Source organism: Candidatus Magnetominusculus xianensis, assembly GCA_001541255.1.
In the GTDB taxonomy this organism is placed as follows: Bacteria; Nitrospirota; Thermodesulfovibrionia; order Thermodesulfovibrionales; family Magnetobacteriaceae; genus Magnetominusculus; species Magnetominusculus xianensis.
In genome coordinates, this window is record LNQR01000002.1 from 1 (window position 1) to 23848 (window position 23848).

20 protein-coding genes are annotated in these 23848 nt (G+C 44.2%); 6 read left to right on the top strand and 14 right to left on the bottom strand.

Annotation, left to right across the window (positions count from 1 at the left end):
* Positions 1-133 precede the first annotated feature (133 nt).
* The 11 genes from ASN18_RS18115 to cas10 form a co-directional block, all read right to left on the bottom strand.
* On the bottom strand, positions 134-319 hold the full coding sequence (locus tag ASN18_RS18115) for a hypothetical protein (protein ID WP_492207997.1): 186 nt from the start codon (positions 317-319) through the stop codon (positions 134-136).
* Positions 316-594 carry a CRISPR-associated endonuclease Cas2 gene (cas2, locus tag ASN18_RS00465; RefSeq protein ID WP_085050632.1) on the bottom strand — a complete coding sequence of 93 codons (279 nt, stop codon included), beginning with the start codon at positions 592-594 and terminating at the stop codon, positions 316-318. The genes ASN18_RS18115 and cas2 (ASN18_RS00465) overlap by 4 nt, the downstream gene beginning before the upstream one ends.
* Positions 591-1406: a CRISPR-associated endonuclease Cas1 gene (locus ASN18_RS00470; protein ID WP_085050633.1), complete on the bottom strand. Its 816-nt coding sequence runs from the start codon at positions 1404-1406 to the stop codon at positions 591-593. Before ASN18_RS00470 ends, cas2 (ASN18_RS00465) begins: the two co-directional genes overlap by 4 nt.
* Positions 1399-2400 carry a CRISPR-associated endonuclease Cas1 gene (gene cas1, locus ASN18_RS00475; protein ID WP_085050634.1) on the bottom strand — a complete coding sequence of 334 codons (1002 nt, stop codon included), beginning with the start codon at positions 2398-2400 and terminating at the stop codon, positions 1399-1401. The genes ASN18_RS00470 and cas1 overlap by 8 nt, the downstream gene beginning before the upstream one ends.
* Before the next feature lie 13 nt (positions 2401-2413).
* Positions 2414-2737 (bottom strand): CRISPR-associated endonuclease Cas2, encoded by a 324-nt coding sequence (gene cas2 / locus ASN18_RS00480; protein ID WP_236861401.1) that lies wholly within the window; start codon positions 2735-2737, stop codon positions 2414-2416.
* Between the two features lie 71 nt (positions 2738-2808).
* On the bottom strand, positions 2809-3063 hold the full coding sequence (locus ASN18_RS00485; protein ID WP_085050635.1) for a CRISPR-associated protein Csx3: 255 nt from the start codon (positions 3061-3063) through the stop codon (positions 2809-2811).
* The gene (locus ASN18_RS00490; protein ID WP_085050636.1) at positions 3064-4236 is read right to left on the bottom strand and encodes a Card1-like endonuclease domain-containing protein; all 1173 of its coding nucleotides are present in this window, start codon (positions 4234-4236) and stop codon (positions 3064-3066) included.
* Entirely contained in the window at positions 4233-5162 is a 930-nt protein-coding gene (gene csm4, locus ASN18_RS00495; RefSeq protein ID WP_085050637.1) for a type III-A CRISPR-associated RAMP protein Csm4, read from the bottom strand. The genes ASN18_RS00490 and csm4 overlap by 4 nt, the downstream gene beginning before the upstream one ends.
* Positions 5159-5818, bottom strand: coding sequence for a type III-A CRISPR-associated RAMP protein Csm3 (csm3, locus tag ASN18_RS00500; RefSeq protein ID WP_085050638.1), 660 nt, complete (start codon positions 5816-5818; stop codon positions 5159-5161). The genes csm4 and csm3 overlap by 4 nt, the downstream gene beginning before the upstream one ends.
* Before the next feature lie 2 nt (positions 5819-5820).
* Complete coding sequence (gene csm2, locus ASN18_RS00505; RefSeq protein ID WP_085050639.1) at positions 5821-6396, bottom strand: type III-A CRISPR-associated protein Csm2; 576 nt, start codon at positions 6394-6396, stop codon at positions 5821-5823.
* The gene (gene cas10 / locus ASN18_RS00510) at positions 6389-8830 is read right to left on the bottom strand and encodes a type III-A CRISPR-associated protein Cas10/Csm1 (protein ID WP_085050640.1); all 2442 of its coding nucleotides are present in this window, start codon (positions 8828-8830) and stop codon (positions 6389-6391) included. Before cas10 ends, csm2 begins: the two co-directional genes overlap by 8 nt.
* Before the next feature lie 316 nt (positions 8831-9146).
* On the opposite strand from cas10, the gene ASN18_RS00515 reads away from it, so the two are divergent.
* A complete protein-coding gene (locus ASN18_RS00515; protein ID WP_085050641.1) occupies positions 9147-12005 on the top strand; it encodes a virginiamycin B lyase family protein in 2859 nt (952 codons plus the stop codon).
* 13 nt (positions 12006-12018) lie between these two features.
* On the top strand, positions 12019-12861 hold the full coding sequence (locus tag ASN18_RS00520; RefSeq protein ID WP_085050642.1) for a GNAT family N-acetyltransferase: 843 nt from the start codon (positions 12019-12021) through the stop codon (positions 12859-12861).
* Between the two features lie 69 nt (positions 12862-12930).
* On the opposite strand, the gene ASN18_RS00525 is transcribed toward ASN18_RS00520, so the two are convergent.
* Together ASN18_RS00525 and ASN18_RS00530 are read right to left on the bottom strand one after the other, a co-directional pair.
* Positions 12931-15147: a penicillin-binding protein 1A gene (locus tag ASN18_RS00525; RefSeq protein ID WP_085050643.1), complete on the bottom strand. Its 2217-nt coding sequence runs from the start codon at positions 15145-15147 to the stop codon at positions 12931-12933.
* On the bottom strand, positions 15147-16214 hold the full coding sequence (locus ASN18_RS00530) for a disk-shape morphogenesis protein volactin (RefSeq protein ID WP_085050644.1): 1068 nt from the start codon (positions 16212-16214) through the stop codon (positions 15147-15149). Before ASN18_RS00530 ends, ASN18_RS00525 begins: the two co-directional genes overlap by 1 nt.
* Positions 16215-16451: 237 nt before the next feature.
* Between ASN18_RS00530 and ASN18_RS00535 the strand changes: the two genes are divergently transcribed.
* The 3 genes from ASN18_RS00535 to ASN18_RS00545 all read left to right on the top strand — a co-directional run bounded on the left by ASN18_RS00535 (position 16452) and on the right by ASN18_RS00545 (position 21026).
* A complete protein-coding gene (locus ASN18_RS00535) occupies positions 16452-17807 on the top strand; it encodes a hypothetical protein (protein WP_085050645.1) in 1356 nt (451 codons plus the stop codon).
* 61 nt (positions 17808-17868) lie between these two features.
* The gene (locus ASN18_RS00540; RefSeq protein ID WP_085050646.1) at positions 17869-19275 is read left to right on the top strand and encodes a histidine kinase dimerization/phosphoacceptor domain -containing protein; all 1407 of its coding nucleotides are present in this window, start codon (positions 17869-17871) and stop codon (positions 19273-19275) included.
* 8 nt (positions 19276-19283) lie between these two features.
* Positions 19284-21026, top strand: a complete 1743-nt coding sequence (locus tag ASN18_RS00545) for an ABC transporter ATP-binding protein (RefSeq protein WP_085050647.1) — start codon at positions 19284-19286, stop codon at positions 21024-21026.
* Between the two features lie 65 nt (positions 21027-21091).
* On the opposite strand, the gene ASN18_RS00550 is transcribed toward ASN18_RS00545, so the two are convergent.
* Positions 21092-21556, bottom strand: a complete 465-nt coding sequence (locus ASN18_RS00550) for an LA_3696 family protein (RefSeq protein WP_085050648.1) — start codon at positions 21554-21556, stop codon at positions 21092-21094.
* 377 nt (positions 21557-21933) lie between these two features.
* Between ASN18_RS00550 and ASN18_RS00555 the strand changes: the two genes are divergently transcribed.
* The gene (locus tag ASN18_RS00555) at positions 21934-23619 is read left to right on the top strand and encodes a methyl-accepting chemotaxis protein (RefSeq protein ID WP_157072746.1); all 1686 of its coding nucleotides are present in this window, start codon (positions 21934-21936) and stop codon (positions 23617-23619) included.
* The last annotated feature ends 229 nt before the right edge of the window (positions 23620-23848 follow it).

Genomic DNA, 23848 nt, shown 5'->3' on the forward strand with positions numbered 1-23848 from the left:
CAGCCTCCACTCGTTTGACTGCTCTTATTCTTAACTCCTCTAATGTTTTATGATCTAACTTCCTACCGTCTAATTCTCTCATCATTTATCTTAACATTTTGCTTAATTTTATGTCTACTTACTTGTGTACTTATTAATAAGCATAAACGCACGACGTCCTTAACATACACCCCTTACACTGCTGTTGTTTAAGGGTACAAACAATCTTCCTTATAGCGTTACCGAATCCTCCTCGTATCGCAGACCCCTTATAAGGCGGTAAAACAATTGTATCGATTGCCTCAAGAGTTAAACTATATTTGTTGTATTGTATTGTCATGATAGAAACACGCTTACCCCCTCCGGTATCCTGTCTCCACAACCCATAACCACAGGTTTCAGATCAGCAGGTAACGGGTATATTCTTATATCATCTTCAGAACAGTCAATAATACTGTTAAGTTCTTCTATTATTTGTATTAGTTCTTTCCATGTAAACCTGCAAATAAACACCGAATACTGGATATGAAGGCCTCTGCTTTTTACGCACTTATATACACTTGCAAGTCTGCGGGGATTTCTTATATCATAGCATAACAGATAATTAGATTTCATGCCCCAAGCTCTCTCATTAAATCAAACAGGCCATCAATTATTAGTTCAATTTGCTCCGTGACGCGCTTTCTTCTGTCTTCATATATGTGTACAATATTCTTTTTTAAACCTGTAGCGGCTTCGGATATCTGTATGTGCTTAATATCACCGTTAATGGACTTGCGATACTCCAGAAATATGATACATTGTAAATCTATCTCCGGACATAATATATAAGAAATATCCATTGCGAAGCCAAAGTTTCGTCTTCTGTTGACAACTCCTATATGAGGGTCAAGTTTAGCCTTAACGAGCCTTTCTATGATAAGACCTCTGAATAGATTTGTAATTGTCTCTATGACAAATTTAATAGGTTTTTCATACCCTGTAAAATATTTGGATGTTAGTTGTCTGTAATCAGATTCTTTAAACCCTTCTTTTAATAAAGTATTCTTATTTGCAATATATTGTATCACGTCTATTTGAAATCGTTTTCTCCATAACACGCAAAAAGCCCTGAAGCGTGAGGCGTTTTCCTCCGTTTCAAGGAATACCTTTTGTTTTTCATAATGCTGCGGTAAATGATGGTTGTACGGTAAACATACCGCAGTATTACCGCCAGACATTCCCATAAGAGTTACTGGTATCTGATTTTCAGCAAGAAGGGTAAACACGCCAGCTTCCAACTTAATATTACCCGTTATAAATACTCTGCCTATAAGACGTACAGGAATCCGTTGATTAGCCTTACCCTTCTCTTTTACCATTAAAGAGGGTCCGTCTCTTACAACCTCTAATCCTTTTGCTTCGTTTATATATAGGCTTCTATCCATCCGTTATCCTCCGTGCCAGTTCCCTTACGGTTTCAATATACTTGGGTCTCATTTCCTTTGCCCATTCCTCATATATGGGATAGAATCTCTTTCTGCACTCTTTTTTGAGATAACAGCCCTGTTTCGTTCCATCTTGAAAAAAATCTCTGATTGTGAATTCTCTTTCTCTGAATAAATACCACACAAACTTATCAACGCTTGCCCGAAACAACTCTACGAGGTCACATGCCAGTGATTCCCTGCCATACTCAAATGTATGATAAAAGCCTATAAACGGGTCAAGCCCTATAACTTCTATCTCACGAACCATTTCATAGTGGAGTATTGTATAGCATAGAGACAGCATTGCGTTTACCGGATCTTCCGGTGGTCTTTTGGTGCGTTTCATGAAATTCAGAGAACTGGCAAACAACTCAGTATATGCCTGGAAATATGTCGAGGCTGCCCCGCCTTCTAAACCCATTATTGCCGCCTTATCAGGCAGTTTTTGGCAGCAATCCTGAGCATCATCAGAATGTGTCCAGTCTCCTGTTCCTATCTCTGATAGTATAGTTATTTTTTCGGATATGCTTTTTATTACTTTTATCGCGTTAAACAGTTGTAACCGCTTATCAGGGCGTTCATTTATTGCATCTTTTAATAGACCACATTGTGATTCAACCTTTTTCTTGATTATTTCCAACGATATTACCTTACTAAAACCGGTGAGAGATTTTTCATATTGTTTCACTCTAAGGACGCCGTTATTATGCAGACTTCCGTGAAAAACCCCATTAACCCGTAAACTCCTGCCCGAAAGAAATACCACCGTAATCCCCTCCTGTGCGAGTTTGTGAAGTGCTGATGACTCAATAGTTACAGAACCGACAATCACAACCCGTTTAAGAGGTTTAACAGGGACGATGCCTTCCCTGTTGCCGTTAGCATAAAAGGCAAGCGCATTGCCGTCTTCTTTGATATGAATCCCTTTTTTGTCTATATATAATGTTCCCATATAATTTCTGTCTCTATCCAATATAAAAGTAATCAGGGTCTTTTGGGGGCAATGCTATACCAAGCACGTGAGGCTTACTCCTGCCGTCCATTGTAAATATATGCACCCTGTCATTTTTATTATCTATAATATCCAATATCTGCGCAATTACGGTTTTTAACTCACCTTCCGTCAGAAAACATTCATAGACTGATTTCTGACCACCAGTGCTATGTCCCTTAAGGATATATCTCACACTGTTTAAGCGGTTGTCTTCTGTGATATCATAAGCGATAAGATAGAGCGTCCTTCCCATAATAAGTAAATAATAACTGTAAAAGATAACTGTGGTCAACAATAAAATACTATCTCAACACGTTCTCCTATGCCGATAGATAAACGTTATCAAATAACTAAACAGATTCGTGTTCAATCAGGGCTGTGATCAAATATTAAGACGTTTCCCGTTACCGGGCTGCTGTAAATCAGCTTCCGCGCCTTACCATGCAAGGCATGGGCTGCCTTGAGATATAGCCATACAGGCCCAGCTCCGGTTAATACCACATCGTTACCATTACCGGCAATCCCGATGATTTGACGGATATAGTCCTCTATGTTAGAGAGTTTAGCCGTGTCAGCGCTTGCATAGAGAGACTCAATATCAATTATTACCGTTTCCGCCATTTATTCCTCTATTATTTTAAGTTTTTTTGCGACCAGATCCGCGAAATTGATAACCTCCGATGGAGTTATTACCTTTGTACTGAACTGCTCCGCGCGCGCTGCAATATGTTGTTTCAATGACCCATCTTCATACAATATATGAGGTGATGTGCTGACAAAAAAACTTTCTACTTTTATGCCAAAATTTTTCTGCAGGGCGGCAATTTTATATAGGGCGTCCGCTTTCTTGTCATCGTCCTGATCCAGGGATTTGCACTCAACGGTGTAAAGGGCGTTGTCCTTTGTAAACATTACATCAAATTCATTTTTGCTGTCATCTTTTTTACAAGATACGCCAAGAACTACATCGTCAATATCTTTTCCAACAAATTGTATTAGCTCGTTATAGCAGTACTCCTCAAGCCAGCCACCGGTAAGGTAGATTATTTCTGACTTGCTTAGGTTCTTTGAGTATTTGTTGTTCTCATATTTAATACCAACTTTATTAAATAATTCTTTTTCCTGCCCGCATTTAGGAGCATAACTCGTCTCGTATGGAAATTCTTTATCATTTCTATGTTTTCTGAGTTTTTCGCTTAACCTATTCATTAATGGCTTAATTTCATTGTAGTTCTTCACAATCCATTTACTCAGTTCCAACCGTTTCTGAGCTTCATCGCAGTTTGCTGATAGTTTATGTTCGTTTTCTATTTTTATTCCATATGCCGCGAGATAATCCTGAACATTCAACCTAAAATCAAGCGCGGTATTTTTCAGGGCTTCACTCTTTGGAAAAGGAGTAATGAACTCATTTTTGCCTATAGGGATATATATCATCCTTGCGGCGTACTCTTTAAAATATTCATAGGCCGCGATCAACATAATCTTTGTGCCGCACGTAAGATTAACGGTAAAAGTTGATGTCTCCCTGTCATCAGAGTCAATCCACTGATCAAGGTTTCGCTTGCAGTCAAGCACGGAATCTTCTTTTACAATAATGTGATGAGACCGGCTGCCGCTATAATCGTAAGCAGAACCATACCGCTTAAGAGTATTGACGATATGATCCCTTTTTCCCCTTTTTTCCATCACGTCTGTAGTAATGAACAACAACTCATCGGGCTTAAAATGATAAATACCAAGAATATTAGGTATCGTTTGGTCAGATACAAGGCTCACACATATATGTCTCATGTTTTTACCTCCACAGAATGGGGAATAACTACCGGTATAGAAAACGCGTATCCATAGTGAACAACCTGAGGCTTTGCAGGAGATATATCCTTAACCATCCGTCCATAATATGGCTTAATTTCTTCTTTAACTCTAAAACTTGAACCTGCCGTCAACATTATCAAAGGTTTTTTAAAAGGTCTGCCGCAAAAGGTAAATTCTCCTCCGAGTTTGCCATACTTCACAAATATCTTGTAAAAGCCCTCTGTAGGGTCACATTGTGCAGGTACAAAATTGGACAAGCTCATAAAACCGTCTGCGCCGTTAACATCGTTAAACTTAAACGGTTCAAATTTGATAATCTCAAACGCGCCTTTCCCTGATGTTTTTTTCTTACCATATCCAGTCTTTGAGAGTTCGTTTAAAAGTGATGAGACCTTTTCTTCCCACCCGTCTCTTATCTTGATATAGATGGAGATTTCATCTTGTTCTGCGGCATACTCAGAAAGTTCGAATAGATTACCGCCTTCCGCTGTTGTGCCGGTTATCCTGTTTACAGAGCTATGGAGCGTTGTAAATGATTTGAATGTTTTAAGCCTTCCACATGGTTCAATATCGAAATTTCCATTTCGCACTTTTTCGAATACATTCGGCAAAAGCCATTGTACCTTTTTTATCTCTTTTGTCTTATTATAATCTTCAAACCCCATGCCTTCCTTCTGTGCCGATAGTGATAAATGAGCAGGGGCAGGCAAAAGGTCTCCGGGCATTCCATCTGATAAAACAAATGCCGGCTTGCCGTTTATGTACCCGGAAAGGAACTCTTTTACCGCATCCTGACCTTCACTCCACGCCATTATCCAGCAGAGGCTGCCGAATATCGTATCGGCTTGCAGCGGGGTAATGAAACTGCCCTTAAGTTTAATCCTTAAACGATAAGTATTCATAAAACAAAACCTGTACCATCAAGTTTCATGTCCTTAAAACTCACCTTGCCAGAGCCTCTGCTGCCGAAGCCACCAAGGTATGTTTTTTGAACATTCCTGAGACCCTCCTTTACAAACTCAACCATATCATTACCATTGCCGTCAGTATCATAAACTTGAATGACTATTTCAATGTCAAATTCCGCTCCCGACGGCACTCGCTCCAAAGAGCGAGGATGCTCCGCCGTACCGGTTTTTCTGTTTACAGTATTTTCTGTCTTCTTTTCGATGTATGACGTTCCTTTCTCTTTGATTAGCTCTTGATATTCATGGCGGGTTTTATCACTAAAGTAAGCGTCTCTTACCAATATCCTTGTGGCACCCAGATTATGACGTGTGTTTTTATGCGCGCCAAAGATTTTACATATTTTACAATCTTTCCCGCCGCATCCACACGGTTCTCCTCTGTCGGTTGCTTTCCCTTCCTTTTTCTCAAGCTGAGAGCGCATCTTGCCCTTCAATGACGAGCCTGGGATATAAGGTTCTCCATTAACTTGGTGTTTTATTATCGGTGAATCTACGCCGCCTATTTCAATCTGGTCTGCTGAACCGCCAATATGAAGCCCACTTTCGCACCTTAGTGTACCGGTAATTACCTTGTAACATTGTAGTTTCATAACTACCTCCTATCCTTTGTATGATATGTGAAATACGCTACTACCGCCTGAAAATGTTCGACAAAGCCTTTTGTAAGGCTTTTTTCACTTTCGGTTCTTTTGACGTTTTCTTCTATAAATTTATAAAATTCCTGTGGAATCCTGCCATTCTTTTTCCCTACACCATAAGCCGCAAAAGATGAAAGTTTACTGATATCACCCTTTACGCACGACCAGTCATCTGTCATGTTTAGTCTATTTGCGGCGGCACGTACATGGTTGAAAAAACGTCTTAACTGATGAGTTTCCAATTTTGGAGATGATTTAGAAAACAATTCAGCTATCTCGTCCGCGGTTGTTGTCAGGAGTGTCTCATGGATACAGCCGTTCTTATCAAAATAACCATCTTTAAGATAATCTTTTGGCATTACTGACGAAGATGCGCCGCCGCCGTAAGATGATGAACTGACAGTCTGGCTGCATTTAAGGCACGTACTGAATTTGTCTTCAATTGGCTTGCCACACTTGCTGCATTTCTTCATATTGTCCCCACTGCCTTTTATTCCTTTTTTTTCAAATTCCTGTTTAAAATCACCCATCCTTTCCCCCTCTATTTGCTGTCAACGCATAGTTTGCAATTATTCCAAGATTTTTCATGTTCGGCTTCGTGATGTCTTTTAAATCCTCAGCCCACTTTCGCACGTCATCCTCTGAACGTAGTAGATTTCTCGCGATGTCATAAGTCATAAGCGGAATGAACTTTAAATAATCGGTTTGGCGTGTCTGTTGATATTTATCATACATCTGCGAGTAAGAAAGCAAGTTCATTACGAATCCTGTCGAGATCTTGTTTTGCTTAAGCCATGATGCAAGTTTTTGAGATTCCTGTAGAATATTTCCGACCTCAGCCCATTTTACTGTGTGTTCGAATAGCGTCAAGCTGTCCTTACCACTGTCTTTTGAGATTTCAAGCAGATTCTCTGCCATCTCAACAGCCCTGTAAACAGGGTAATTGTGTTTCACTAAGGCTATCCCGGCTGAAAGCGTAAGATTGTCGTTGTTGCATGTGAAATTACGAAATTTTGTGTTTAGTTCATCTGAAAATTTAACAATTGAATCCCATGGCCCGATAACAAGCAAATCGTCGCCGCCGGAGTATACGGTGTAAAGTTCAGGGTATTCGGTTTCAATAAGTTTCTGCATATAACCTGAGAAAAACACATCGAGCATTCGGCTAAGTGTGGTTACGCGTGAGACGGTGCCGGCGTCTTCCCCATGTCCGTCTTTCAAACCACAGGCAAACACACCACCAAGATTGTCAACATCCGCTTTTAGGTAACCGAGCAGCGGTTTTCCCGTGCTTTCATTTGCAATACATTCAAAAAACCTTGGCTGCCTTTCCTGGGCATGACTTTTTTCGGTACACGCCGTTTTCCTGCAAGCATCGCAGTCATCATTGCCGCTGAAATATGAGACATGATTAGCAATAAAACGATGAGCTATTGGCAAGCCGGAGTCCGGTTTATATTCACCAACGCTTAAGATGAGATAAGCCTTTTTTACACGATGATAATCATTTAGATCTTTCAATAAATCAAAAGAATAAGAAAAATAATTATTATTAAACCTACCGGTATTATCATTGTAAAAAACTATATATTTCATAGCCGGGAGTTTCTGCCCTATTTCCTTGTCATCGCGGCACTTATCACAAATATATGTATCGTCGTCTATTTTACTGTCTATTATACCGGGGAATTTACTACATGCTTTGCAAAGTTTTTCCTCATCTCCGAAATCAACATTGAGCGTTGCCATATCGTTATTCCATAATTCGCCGGTTGTCAGGATATTTTTGAAAGGTTCCTTCTTTTTCACTTGAAGCGAACGATTTAACTTGCTTAAAACTCCACTGTAATTACCGAAATCATCACCGGACAAGCCGGTCATTTCGATATTCAGATTGATTTCCGCATTGAAGTATTTATGAAACATTAAGTCCGTATGCTTCATGATTTCATTAATACTGTCGATAGCCTTCGGAATATTAGGGAGCAGTATATAGAATTTCCCGCCAGATGACATCAATAGATTCGTAATCGGCAGATTAACGGCATGTAAGATTTTGTGGCTTACGATTTCTGAAAGCATAACAAGCTGAAAAGATCTTGCTCTCAATCGTTTTGCAACACCGCCCGAGCCAATATGGGAAATATTGAAAATATAGTTTTGAATGCCTGATAAATCTCCGGCAAGAAGAATAAATTTCTTTTGTTTATCATTTTTTATTTCTTTAATCTTTAAACTGGTGTGATGGTACTGGTAAAGACAAGCAGCAATGGCACACGTTGTCTTTAGATGGTCAAAGAGTGACACATCCGGTATCTCCTCTTGAGTGTTGCTGGGAATACACCACGAATATCGCATTAAGATTGTATGAATATTGACGAACACTTTCTCGAAATCAATTTCACCGTATTCCTTTTCGTTATTACGAAGGAGCAGTTTAAATTCCTCTCCAAAAGATTTTAGATGATCGTTCAGTTCCTCAGGTTTGTAATCCTCAAATTTTTCGGGAAACGTATCTTCGGAATTCAAAGGCTTCGGGTGGTATTTGAGTTTTTCAGGCATAGTTTTACCAATATTAATACGGCTGAATATGGATACTAACGGAACCGATTTAAACTTACGGTAGTCTTCAGCATTTTTACCCCTCTCTGAAGAGGAATAATTGTCTGCCCTGCTGACAAGATAACATAAAGCCTTATACTCGTCAGGGGCATTTTGACAAATCATGTCTTCCCCAAGCCGCGGGTCCTCATGGTGTCTTTGCACAATGTTTTGTAGTAATTGAAATGTTGTGATTCTGGAAAAGAAACTATTAAAAGCGCTTACAAAATGTGACGAAACCAATGGATGCTTACCCGTAGTATCAAGCTCTCCGAAGCTCCCCCTCTGCAGCATCTTACCTACATCATGCAACAATGCCCCCAACAGCACCGTCTGATATTCTCTCTGATTAAACTCCCCCATCGTCAAACTCCCCAATCAGTAATCATCTTACTTCACACCACGCCATTTGACCGATTTTACCATTTAGACTTTCTTTTAGTAAAGCCAGCATTTTTCCTAAGCGTTAGTAACCTTCCTATACCTTTTAGCCGCATTAGTTCTCAACCGCACGGTGGCAAAGGGCGGTTCTATGATATTAGTAGTTCTCAGATGACATGGCATATTTTTGATGGTGGATTTGGGTTGCATTGCATTCTTGACTATGAAGCCAATTTATGGTAGTCTTTTGGAGAGACCTGTTTGGAATCAGGCAGAAAAATATCTCTAAGGAGATTATATGGCGTCTGTATCATATGCCAAAATGTTATTGACACTGCTGTTAACGCTGTTAATAGTAACTGGGTTAGAGGCCGCCACGATTACTGAGTATGATACGCCTCTTACGTCGTCGAGCACTCCTATAGGCATAACGAAGGGGCCGGACGGCAACGTCTGGTTTGTAGAGTATTATGGCAATAAGGTAGGCAAGATCACCCCATCGGGCGCTATTACTGAGTACACCATACCGCTGGCCAACAGCACCCCTTTAGGGATAACAACCGGCCCGGACGGTAATCTCTGGTTTACAGAAAATGACGGCAACAATATTGGGAAGATTACCACTGAGGGCGTTATCACTGAATACACGCTCCCTACGAAATATAACAGGGCTGCCTCTATTACAACCGGGCCGGACGGCAATCTCTGGTTTACCGCCCCTGGGCTTGGCAAGGTAGGTAAGATTACTACATCAGGTGTTGCTACAGAGTATTCACTACCTGTTTCGACAAGCTGGCCTAATGATATAGTATCAGGGCCTGACGGCAGCCTATGGTTTACCGAAAGGGGGAATAAGAAAATAGGAAAGATTACCACAGCAGGCGTTATCACTGAATACACAATACCCGCAGATATCAGCTACCCTAACGGTATCGTAGTCGGGCCAGACAATAACATCTGGTTCACAGATTACCACAATAATGCAATATGGAAGCTAACAACGGCTGGCGTCTTTACGCGATATACCTTACCTAGTGCCGGAGTTCTCAGTATGCCTCAGAGTATCGTCTTAGGGCCGGACGGCAACCTCTGGTTTGCTGAAAGAGACAATAACAAGATAGGCATGATTACCATGACCGGAGTCATTACCGAATACACAATCCCCACGCCAAACAGCGAACCCATGGGTATCACAGTGGGGGCAGACGGCAACATGTGGTTTACTGAAAAGAAGAGCAATAAGATAGGGAAGATTACAACGGCAGGCGTTATTACTGAATATGCCGTAACCAACGTTGGTGGCGCGCCTTATGCTATTGCCAAAGGGCCGGACGGTAACACGTGGTTTATCGAGACAAATGGCAATAAAATAGGGAAAATCTCTCCAACCGGCGCTATCACACAATATACCATAACCTCTGCTGAGACCTACCCCTGGGGTATAACGCTTGGGCCGGATGGTAATCTCTGGTTTACTGAATCAGACGTTGCCCAGATAGGGAAGATTACGCCTGATGGCGTTATCACAGAATATCAAATCCCCGGCGTAGTACATGACTCATCCTCAGGGATTTGGCCTAGCAGTATCACAACCGGGCCGGACGGTAATCTCTGGTTTACTGAATCAGGGGCAAGCAGGATAGGTAAGATTACCACTGCGGGCGTCATTACTGAATATAACCTGCCATCAACCGGTCTCTGGCCAAATGGTATTACGGCTGGCCCGGATGGTAATCTCTGGTTTGTCGAATCGTATGGCTGTAAAATAGGCAGGATTACCACTGCGGGCGTCATTACAGAATATTCTATACCACCCGGCAGCTATCCTAACGCAATGGCGCTGGGGTCAGACGGCAGCCTCTGGTTTACAGAAATGAGCGCAAACAAGATAGGTAAGATTACCACTGCGGGCGTTATCACTGAGTACAACCTGCCTCATGGGGGGTATCCCTGGGGCATCACAGCAGGGCCGGATGGAAATATCTGGTTTGTCGAAAGCGGCGGCGACAATACCCAACCCGGCGGTAACAATATCGGAAGGATAACCACTGCCGGAGTTATTACAGAGTATCCCATCCCAACATCAAAAAGCTGGCCGACTAATATAGCACTGGGGCCTGACAATAATCTCTGGTTTACAGAGTTTGCCGCTAACAAGATAGGAAAGTTGGTCATTGGAGCAGCAAAACCAACGACGACGAAAGTCAGTTCCTCTCTCAGCCCTTCAATATATGGTCAACCAGTAACCCTTACAGCCACAGTAACCGGTGCATCCCCCACCGGGACTGTCACATTTAAGTACGATTGGAAAAAGATTGGCACCGCAGCGCTTGACGCTGGCGGTAAGGCGGTCTTTACCACCTCAACGCTTGATACCGGCGGCCACACCATCTCAGCAATCTACGGCGGAGACTCACAAAATGACGCCTCAACCTCACCGGAGATTAGTCAAATAGTAAACTCCGGACAAAATGGAACCATTACAGTGAACAAAACCGGGCAAGGCACCGTTATAGGCTATCAAGCGGGAATCAGCTGCGGCCCTGCGTGTTCGGCCAGCTTTACCGATGGCACATATATAATCTTAACGGCTGTTCCTGCCTCCGGCTGCGACATCTCGGGCTTTAGCGGCTGTGACTATTCCCATATTGGCGTATGTGGTGTGTTAGTGTCGTCTAACACAGGAAACAAACAAGTCACCGCCACATTTACTAATACCGACTACCCATATGCCACAGCCTATATTGACTATTACAGCGCCCTGTACTATCAGTTTTTTGGCGCTAAATCAGGAGCAATTACCACTGGGTCTGACACAAGCGGCACATACTACGTCCAGTGGTACATAAACGGGACTGCGCTGTTAGCATGGCCTAACGGTTACCTGTACTTCTACTATTACGGCACATGGTATCCGCTTAATGTACAGTGGCGCACGGAGTTAAGCATGGCATCAACTGCGATAAACTCGTTTTATCTTAACAACTATACATTTTTCAGTTATCCAACAGGCGGCATACAATCACTCACTGACTCAGGCGTCATGTATTACTTTCAGTGGTTTTACAACGGTACTGCCATTTTAGCCCTGGGTGACGGCAAGCTGTATTATTACTACAACGGCGCATGGTACAGTGCTTCAATCACATGGAAATAGTGGAGGGTTTTAAATGCCGCAGTCTGATTTGATTATCAGGACAATGACAAAGGATGAGTTTGGCATTGCGACTTCGTGGTCCTCTGCCGAAGGGTGGAACCCCGGTAATTACGACGCCGCCCCATTTTACGGCGCTGACAGTAACGGTTTTTTTCTTGGCCTCATTGATAACGAACCGGTTGGCTGCATTTCGGCAGTCAGATATGGCAGGGAATTTGGCTTTATAGGATTTTATATCGTACACCCTGAGTTTAGGGGAAACGGCTATGGGCTTAGGCTCTGGCACCATGCTATGGACTATCTGGGGGAGAGAAACGTGGGGCTTGACGGCGTATTGGCCCAGCAGGAAAATTACAGGAAATCGGGCTTTACGCTTGCCTACAGAAATATCAGATTTGAAGGACTTGGTACAGGGGGCATCAAAATGCCGTCCAATGTTGTCTCATTATCAACCATACCGCTTGAAGCTGTCTCGGATTATGACGTGTTCCCTGCCCCGCGCCCACATTTTCTTAACCTGTGGATAACTGAACCTGCCCATATCTGCCTTGCCGCTTTAGATGGCGGGAGACTTACCGGTTTTGGAGCAATCAGACCGTCTCAGAGGGGATTTAGAGTAGGGCCGCTGTTTGCAAATAACCTTGAGATTGCTGAAAATCTTTTTATTGCGCTCATATCACATGTGCCTGGCCAGTTCGTATACCTTGATGCACCTGAGATCAATCCCCATGCGGTCAGATTAGCTGAAAAACACGGCATGACCCAGGTGTTTGAAACAGCCCGCATGTACACGAAGACGCAGCCAAAGATAGAAATTGAAAAAATCTTCGGTGTGACCTCGCTTGAGCTTGGGTAGGCGGTAAATTCACGTTTTTTGCGTTAAACACTAAAGTGGACCATTTTATCAAGACCACTTTTTACCCTCTTATTCGTCGTCCTTCATAAAGTTAATCCATATGGGAAGGGCGGCATGAGAGCCTGACATTTCATCACCTATCGGGCGGTTGTTATCCCTGCCTACCCACACGCCTACCGTAAGCTCATCGTCGAATCCTATGAACCATGCATCCTTATAGCCATCAGTTGTACCGGTCTTACCATATACCGGCCTGTTGAGAGACTTTGCCGCAATCGATGTGCCCTCTGTGACAACGGCATTAAGTACGTCGCGCATCTTTGCTACATTGGCCGGGTCAATCGCCTGGATACCTTTAGGGGCATTGTCTTCGATTTTTATATTGTACCTGTCTGTTATTTTTTCGTAAACCATTGGGTCAAATCTCTTGCCGTTTGCAAATGTCGTATATGCATAGGTCAGCTCTAAAAGCGTCATTTCGGATACCCCTATAGCCGCGGGCAGATGGGGATATATATTGCTCGTTACGCCGATTGACCGGGCAGTTGCAATTACCTTGTCCATTCCAACTGTGTTTGCAAGCGACACAGTAGCTGCATTTAGAGACTTTGAAAGCGCAGTCCGAAGCGTTACCCTTCCGTAGAATCTCCTTGAGTAGTTGTGCGGCGTCCACTCCTGCCCACCATCATAGGATGAGTATGTCACCTCTTTGTCTTCGACTGTGCTGTCAGGCGTGTAGCCATTTTTAAAGGCAGTCAGGTAAACAATGGGCTTGAAGGTAGACCCTGTCTGCCTCATTGCCTGTGTTGCCCTGTTAAACTGTGATTTTTGATAGTTCGTTCCCCCAACCATTGCCCTGATAGCCCCTGTGTGTATATCTATGGCTATAAGTGAGACCTCAACTGCCGGCATCCCAGCCCTGGCAAGTGCCGCTGAGCCGTTTACCACTGCCCGTTCTGCCTTCTTTTGCAGTTTGAGGTCAAGTGTCGTGTATATCCTGAAGCCGGCAGTGTATAGCCTGTCGCCGAATTTATGCTCCATTATGTTGCGTATGTACTCGACAAAATATGGGGCAGTGTATTTCTTCCTATAGACATACGCCGGTACCGGTTCCTTGCTGGATGCCGCATAGGTGTCTGAATCAATGAACCCCCTTTCAAGCATTGATTTCAGGGCAAGATTTCTCCTTGCTAATGCCTTCTTTGGGTCTTTAAACGGCGAGTAAACAGATGGTGCCTTAGGCAGCGCTGCAAGCATAGCGGCCTCTGCGATGTTAAGGTCGTCGGTTTTTTTCCCAAAGTATGTCTGTGCCGCAGCCTCTATCCCGTAAGCTCGCGCCCCAAAATATGCCTGATTCAGGTAAAAAGCCAGGATTTCGTCTTTCTTATACCGACCTTCTATTTGCATAGAGATAGCGGCCTCCTTTACCTTTCGAGACAGGGTTTTTTCAGGGGTGAGAAACAGCATCTTGGCAAGCTGCTGTGTAATGGTACTGCCGCCCTGGACGGTATCCCCTGCCCTGATATTATTTATAAAGGCTGCAACAGTCCTGAAGAAATCTATCCCGTGATGTGTGTAAAAGTGCGCGTCCTCAACTGCAATGAAGGCATTTTTGACGTGTTTCGGAATCTTGTAAAACGACACAAATTTTCGCCTCTCCAGATAAAACTCGGCTAACTCCGCACCGTCAGCAGTATATAAAAAGGTCGATTCAAAGGGGATATAAGTCTCCAAAAGCTGTACTTTTGGCAGGTCAGACATACTGTAAAACACAAAACCACCAGCAATCCCCAGTGAAACGGCTAGGGCTATTGCCACGGCCATTATTATTTTCTTCATAAACACGATATAAGGATTATCACGTGTTCCGGCAAATAAACTGCAAACGAAAAGGAAATAAGTCTTAATTCTCAGGAATGCCTTGTTTTTTATAAAATAGATTTCCCTGATCTTCAGAGAAACATCGTCTGGATTGATGGGGTCCGAAAAGCAGCAGTCTTTTTTAATACCCGCGGCTATAAATCCGGGGATCTCCGCGGGTTCAGCAAATAATATTATCTCAGCATCGGGGAATCTGGTGTGAAATCCCCTTATTATATGGAATTCCCTCGACTGATAGTGCTTTGTGTCAAAGACAATTATGGACGGTCTGCGCCTTCTGACGGCGTACTCGAGTTCATGGCTGTTGTCAAATAGCTTTGCCTTGAACCCGCCGCTTTCAATTATCCTTAGTAATAAGCTGCCCCTTGTCTTATTGACAGAAAAGACCAGTATGGGAACGGCCACTATTTCTCTTCGGCAATGGCTAGCTGCAGAGCACCCTTTGCTGTCGTATTCAGGGGGTCCTCAGCCATTCGCACCGACGAAAACTGCAACGGTAATCGGTTTGCCTTTAGCAGTTTTTCAAATTTCTCCCGTACTCCCGCCGGCATCGCAGTGCCGCCGCTTAAGACAACCGATATAGGCTTTGAAAGCCTGGGTACACTCTCTGAGGTTGTTATCACGCGCTGAATGCTCAGAATCAGATTTTCAAGCAGGTCTTCGTAATATATCGACAACGAAGTCTCAATTTTATTTCTAGGCTCTTTCAGAAGATTAAGTTCTTTTTCCTTTATTAGCTTAATCCTCGTTGCCGACTCACCTACAGCCGCCCCTACCATCGTGTCAACATAGTCTCCACCCCTTTGAATGCTGTATGAAAACACCGGTACGGACAGATATGAAAAGCACACGTTGCACATCCCTCCGCCCATGCTTATCCCTATGCCGGTATAACTCTCCTCGGCAAGTTCGCTCATTATGACGGCAAATCCTTCATTGATAGCTATTGCCGTATATCCCATGTCCTGCAGGGTGCGCTTTAGTATGGTGTCATGGTGAAGTACGGATATCTTGGTATCTATGGGGTCGCCGGGGATGCTGTAACAGACAAGTTCACCCTGACTTTTTGGCGGCGGGACAAGTGTCTTGATTATAGACTGTATGACGTTTAATGCCTCATCTTCTCTGGCGCTTAACAGACCGCTCTCCACAGGGCGTCTGGTGTCGGTGTTAAACGTGTTGGCAAATGTATCTGCCGCATTGCCGATGATATAATAACTCCCGTTTTGTGAAAAGTACAGGACATCGTTTTTGAGCAGTGTCATGCCGGTTATCTTGGACGCAGGGACAGTAAAAAATGCGTTTAATTGCTTGGTTATCTGAATGCTTGCACCCCTTGCGCGGGCGGAAACTATATTCGTTGTACCAATATCAAGACCTATCGGCCCGCCAAAGCCTTCGGCCTCTTTTGGGCGCTCTGATTGTACGACGGGTTTTTGACTTGCTGCTGCAACCTCGTTTTTGTCACTCATTATGTTCCTCCTGAATTGTCGTTTTATTTTAACCTCTCTTCTTTCCCTTTATTCAAGAATTAAAATATCGGATATTATACCAAAACACCTTATCTTATGTCAACCCATCTGTCATGTATATTTATTTAACTCCTGCTGCCTGCCACGCGCCCACTTAAAGCACTATATATTTGCAGTATATCATTTATGTATAATACCACTGTATACTGTCATTAATCTACACAGGAGGGTATGCAGATGTTGAAAAATATAATAGCGGCAGCAGCTTTGTTGAGCATCATATATTTACCGGCGGCACTCTACGCTCAAGGCTATGCAGATGCAATTGGTGGGGTGTTTGATGATGTTGCATTTACTGCCACTGCCACACCTGACAATGGAACAGTCTTAGGCGGCTACACACGCTCCTACGGGGCAGGCGACAGGGATTCTTTTATCGTAAAACTCGATGAGGCAGGCCTTCCCATCTGGAAATACACATACGGCGGCACGGGTGACGAGGATGTCCAGTCCATTAAGGCAACCGCTGACGGCGGCCTGATAGTTGCAGGTTATACGACAACATTCGGGGCTGGTCAATATGACATGTGGATAATGAAACTTACTTCTGAGGGCGCAATTCAGTGGCAGAAAACCTACGGCGGCCTCCTGACCGAATACGCCAAGTCCATCGAGCAAACCGCTGACGGCGGCTATATCGTCGCTGGCTATACAGGGTCCTTTGGCGACGGCGCCCACGATATCTGGGCTTTGAGGCTAAGGGCTGACGGCTCGATTCTTTGGCAGAAGACCTTCGGCAGCACCGGACTTGAAAACACATACGCAGTGCGCCAAACTCCAGATGGCGGCCTCATCGTAGCAGGTCAGGCTAATAACTTTAACTTAGACCCCACATCGGGCAGCCAGAACATCCTGCTGCTGAAACTGGATGTTAGCGGTACCATTCAATGGCAAAATGCCTACGGCGGCCCCGGCATCCAGACTATTTACACAATCGAAAACACCCCCGAGGGCGGCTATATATTCGCAGCCTATTCAGAGTCCTTCGGCAAGGGTGACCAGGACGTGTGGATAGTGAAAACAGACGCCAGCGGCTCGATTCTCTGGCAGAAGACATACGGCGGCCCGGGCGATGACAGGGCGTTTTCAATAAGCCGCACTCAGGATGGCGGATATGTTGCAGCAGGCGATACGAACTCTTTTGGAGCCGGAGGGCTTGACCTGTGGGTGTTTAAGATAGACGGACAGGGGAATATCCTCTGGCAAAAGACATTTGGCGGCGGACTGGAAGACTCAGCACATGCGTACTCATCTGTCATTAGAGCAGACGGCAGTATTGTTATCGCAGGACAGACTAAATCCTTCGGCGAAGGTGGATATGATATGTGGGTAATCCAACTCTCAAAGGACGGGATGCACCCCGCCTCATACAGACCGTATATACTAGGCATTGATACAAATGCACTCGTAAGAGACACGTTTACAGCTAAGGTAAAAACATCTATGAACAGCCGCGATACGTTTGTAACACCTGCGGACACACAGGTGCAGCCGACATGTGCCCCGGCTGTTTTTACACGACAGTGCCCATGAAAAAAGTTTGACAAATAGTTATACTTAGATTTAGGATAAAACAGGTCAGGGGTGTTAAGTAATGCAAAATAAGATACTCATAATAGATGATGACGTGGAAATCAGTGCTACCCTCTCCGATATATTGAGGGAGAAAGGTAATTTTGAGACAGCCACTGCCGAATGTGCAAAAAACGCGCTGAATCTTATGAGGCAGGCAAGCTATGACGTCGTAGTCATTGACGTAATACTCCCTGACATGGAGGGCACATCCTTATTAAGAGAACTCCGCAAGATTAACCCATGCATGGTGAGTATTATTATAACCGGACATGCCGACTTCGACAATATCTATGAGGCAATCAGTTCAGGCGCTGATGGTTTTTTTACTAAACCGTTTTCTGTTGACGATGTACTTCAGAGAATAAATGAATCGCTCCAGCAGAAATGCCTCCAGAAGCAGCTTATAGAATCTGAGGACAAGTACAGGAATCTGGTTCAGAAATCCTCGGAAGGCATCTGCAATCTCGACATGGACGGGAAGATTGTGTTTATTAATCCGGCCTGCCTGAAGATGTTTGAAAAAGATAAAGAAGAACTCTCCGGCGTGAAATACAGTGACATAGTAAATCCAAAGGACATTGCACAGGTAGAGGACGCCGTTGAATGCGCCAAAAAGGGCATTAACGTATCACTTCAATATGAGATTACCACATATTCCACAAATAAATGGGTTGAAAGCACCATTACCCCAATAAAAAGTGATACAGGGGCGGTGACAAGCATCCTCATAATATCAAGGGACATCACAGGACGAATAGACCTTGAGACTCGGCTTCAGGCCACTATCAAAGAGAAGGAGACAATGCTTAGAGAAATCCACCACAGGGTGAAAAATAACATGCAGGTGATAATCAGCCTGCTTAAGCTGCAAGCCGCTTACCTCAAAGACAGCTGCAACAAGGAGATGTTTAAAGACTGCGAGAATCGCATTAAGGCCATGGCAATAGTCCACGAACGCCTCCACAGGACAAGCGACATGACCAATATCAATTTTAAATACTATGTCAAGCAGGTTGCAAATGAGATGATGTCATCCTATCTGGGCGAAGCCCGGCGTATTACATTAAAAATAACCGGTGAAGACTTTATCCTCGGCATAGACACAGCAGTCCCCTGCGGACTGGTCATAAACGAACTGCTGTCAAATGCGATAAAACATGCCTTTCCCAATAATGGAAACGGCACTATAAAAATAAACTTTAAGTCAGTACGCGCCGATGAGTATGAGGTGTCGGTAAAGGACAACGGCGTTGGCATACCTGAAAATATTATCGACCCAGCGGCGGCATCAAACACACTTGGACTGACCCTGGTACATATGCTGGTTGAGACTCAGTTGAAAGGAAAATGCTACTTCGAGATTGACAACGGCACTGAATTTCATTTTACATTCAAAGAAATACGCCATAGACGGCTTGACAATTAATATAAGTTATGACAACGGCACAAAAAATCATAGGCCTGACAAAACCATACTGGAGGTTGTCCTTTACCGCCCTTGCCTTTGGGCTGATGGGCTCTGGCGTCATGGGGGCAATTGCGTGGCTTGTAAAGCCTGCCCTTGACCTTGTCTTTGTTGATAAGAAGATGCAGTACATGATATGGATACCCGTAGGGGTGGTAGTGTTGTTTACAGTAAAGGGGTTATTGCACTTTGGCCAGCAGTATCTGATGAAACAGGCAGGGCTGTCGCTTATCAGAGATACACAGAACAAGCTCCACAGCCACATCCTTACCATGCCAGCAGGGTATTTCGACAAAGAGGCGTCTGGGATTTTAATGTCCCGTGTGATTAACGATGTAAAGATGTTGAGCGCACTGTTTGACGAGGTGCTGAGGGCATGTATAATAGAAATCCCTAAGATTGTTATTCTTATGGGGATAGCCTTCTACAGGAAATGGGATATGACGCTTGCATGTCTTTTAATTGTCCCGGTGTTTGCCGTAAGTGCCAGAAAACTTGGGAAAAAGGTAAAGCAGCGAAGCCATGAGGCGCAAAAAAATGTATCATATCTTACCCATCGGCTTGGGGAATCCATAACAGGCATAAAGGTCATAAAGGTATTCAACCGCGAGGGCCTTAGAGACGAGAAGTTCACCACAGAAAATAAAAACGTTTACAGGGAAAACGTAAGGGCGATAAGATTCAAGGAGATAAACAAACTTGTAATCGACTGCCTGACGGGGCTTGCTATCGGGTTTGTGCTGATATACGGGGGAAGACAGGTTGTTACCGGGATTGTTACGCCTGGGGATTTTGCGTCAATCCTGACGGCCATATATCTGGTGTTTAGTCCGATTAAGCAGGTAGGTGAGTCCTACACGACGCTTCAGGGGATTCTGGCCGCGATGGAACGGGTTGACCATGTGCTTGAGACGAAGGCAGAGGACACTGGCAGCATCAAAATAGAAGGATTCAAAGACGGGATAACATTTGAGCATGTCTGGTTTGAGTTTTCAAAAGACGCCCAGACGGTATTACATGACATAAATCTGCACGTGAGGGCGGGAGAGGTGCTTGCGCTGGTCGGCCCAAGCGGTGCCGGTAAGACGACAATAGCACATCTGCTGCCTCGTTTTTACACGCCTACAAAGGGGCGCATAACAATAGACGGCGTGGATATAAGGGAGATGGACATACACGCCCTGCGTGGACTGATAGGAATAGTAAGTCAGGACATTGTCCTGTTTAACGACACGGTAAGGGAGAACATCGCATTTGGCAGCCCTGGGGCCGCATTTGAGGCAGTCAAAAGGGCAGCAGACATGGCCTTTGCCGCCGAGTTTATAGAGAAGATGCCCGAAGGGTATGATACAATTTTGGGTGAACGCGGTATGACACTCTCCGGTGGGCAGAGGCAGCGCATAGCCATAGCGCGGGCAATACTAAAAAATCCGCCCATAATGATACTAGATGAGGCCACATCGTCGCTAGATTCTGTATCTGAGGCACTCGTACAAAAGGCCCTTGAGGGCTTGATGAAAGACCGCACGACAATTGTCATAGCCCACAGACTCTCAACGATAAAAAACGCAGACCGTATAGTTGTCCTCAAAGACGGAGAAATCACAGACATTGGAACACACGATGAGCTGCTCACGGCAAACGAAACATACAGAAGTCTGTATCACACATTTGCCATGACAGAAGAGACTGCTGCTGAACAAGCAAATTAAACGGCTTTGTCTGATTTCGGCCCCTTACTAAATTCGCGGCTTAGTGTTTTTGGGGTGATAATGGGTTATTTAACTACCAAAAATTTTATAATGGCAAATGTAGCGGCTAACTGTCCTATCCAGAATAGGAACATCCATTTTATGTTTTCTTTGCTATATTTTTCTAACTCAACGTGCAGTTTGCCTGTTTCCTCTGAGATGCGCTCGTTAACTTTACCTATCTCAAGAGTAATACGCTCGTTGATTTTACCTATCTCAAGAGTAATGCGCTCGTTGATTTTACCTATCTCAAGAGTAATGCGCTCGTTGATTTTGCCTATCTCAAGAGTAATGCGTTCGTTGATTTTGCCTATCTCAACCCGTAATTTACCAGACTCTTCGACAAGGCGGCGTTCAAAGCGCTCCTCAGCTATAGCGATGGCGTCTTTACGCGCGCCTATGTCTATATCGTTGATAAGCGCAGCTAAATCTTCGCTGGCCTCATCACCAAGATGCTCTCTTACTGAACGAGGTATCGTTATCACACTCATGGTTTTACTGTATCACATTAAAACAATCTTGTCAACACGCACGCACGTATCGCTGGCAGGGCATTAAAGGCAAACGCACTATCTGTCATTCCCATGAAAATGAAAATCCAGGATAGTATCGGTCGGAGCTATATGTTTAAGCAGTATTGTGCTGTAGTTATTATTACGTGTCAAATATATTTAACTTGATTCCCCCCCACAAATTAGTTATCATACTTACGTGGTGCTTATGTCAGCAGAGATAAGGTCATGTGCGGACGACTATCTCGCAGCAAGCTGTTACGAATGCGTAACATAGGGAAGGCTGACAAAAACTGATTATGGCATCATTCCGGCATCAGCCGGAGCAACGTAACACTAAAATTAGGAGGATATATATGAAATTTCTGAATGATATGAAAATTAGAACTAAATTGATAGGGAGTTTTGTTTTTATAGCTGTAATAATGGCTGTTGTGGGATGGTTTGGGTTTGAGGGGATGAATAATATTATGGCAGGATTGGATGTAGTCGCTGATGTTCGCCTTCCGGCTATGCGTGCACTTGGAACAATAAATGAAGCACAGGCTGCTATTAAGGCTGCAGAGAGGACGATGTTAATTGCCAATCTTGGCAATGACCGCACGAAAAGAGAGATGGGGCACATTAGCGATGCCTTTAAGAGGGCAGACGATGCGTGGAAGATATATGAGCCTCTCAACAAGACAAAGGAAGAGGACGAACAGTGGAAACAGTTTGTGTCAGCATGGAAGTCATGGGAAAAGGATATCAGGGAATACCTAAAATTATATGAGCAATATATAACCGACAAATCCCTTGAGGAGATGGTACGGAATCAAAGCCTGAAAATAGCATCAGATTCTTTTAAAAATTCAGACAAACTGTTAGATGAGTTAATCAATATGAACGATAAAATAATAAAAGAAGAGAGTAAGAAGGCTGATGACGCAGACTCAGCGTCTAAGAGAAATCTGGTAACTTTTTTGGTTATAGGTATGATAGCCTCTATGTTATCAGGGATTATTATCTCCAATTCTATAAGCAGCCCGCTGAAGCGCGGGGTGGTGTTTGCCGAGGGCGTAGCTGCCGGTGATTTAAGCCAACATATAGATATGAATAGAAAGGATGAGGTAGGGCAGCTTGCCAGTGCGTTAAACGATATGGTAAGCAAGTTAAAGGAAATCGTAGCCAGCGTGCGGCAGGCAGCCGACAACGTAGCGGCAGGCAGCAGCGAGCTTTCATCTGGCGCTCAGTCGCTCTCCGAAGGAGCAACCGAGCAGGCGGCCTCTGTTGAGGAGACATCGTCTTCGATGGAAGAGATGACCTCGAACATCAGGCAAACCACAGATAACTCAAGACAAACTGAGGCAATTGCAACCACGGCGGCAAAAGACGCACTTGACGGCGGCAAGGCAGTCTCCGAAGCAGTCGGCGCTATGAAGGAGATAGCCAGCAAGATTTCTATCATAGAGGAAATCGCAAGGCAGACGAATCTCTTAGCACTGAACGCAGCAATCGAGGCGGCAAGGGCCGGTGAACACGGCAAGGGTTTTGCGGTTGTGGCATCTGAGGTGAGAAAACTAGCCGAACGCAGCCAAAAGGCAGCAGGTGAGATAAGCGAACTCTCAGCCTCAAGCGTGACAATAGCAGAGCAGGCTGGCAGGATGTTGAATAAATTAGTGCCTGACATAAGAAAAACAGCAGACCTTGTACAGGAGATAACCGCAGCCAGTAATGAGCAAAACTCTGGAGCAGAGCAGATAAACAAGGCGATTCAACAGCTTGACCAGGTCATTCAGCAAAACGCCTCAGCCGCCGAGGAGATGGCCTCAACCAGCGAGGAATTATCTACACAGTCAGAGCAGCTGCAAAGGGCGATAGCGTTCTTTAAGACCGGGGCTGCGGGCTTATTCAAAACTCAGCCAAAGGCCAAGCGTAAACCCATGGCGTTAGCGCACACAGCGGCTCATAAGCCAAAGTCACCATCCCCCGCCAAAGGCAGAGAGATTAAACTGATAGAAAGCGGCGACCACACTGATGACAAAGACTTTGAAAGGTATTAACAGAGATGGAATGAGATGACCAGAGTATCTGACGTTTGTACTTGATAAGGAAGGGGGGGCTGATTTTCTATTATGACACAGTCTGAAAAGCTGGAATCCAGAGTATGAAATGGCTATTGAAGTTGCGGTTGCCTTGGACATTTTTACCAAAGTAAAAATGTCCTACTGGGTTAATAATAAGTGTACGGGTATCCCCTGTCAATTGTCCCCATCTACAGTCTCTTAATCC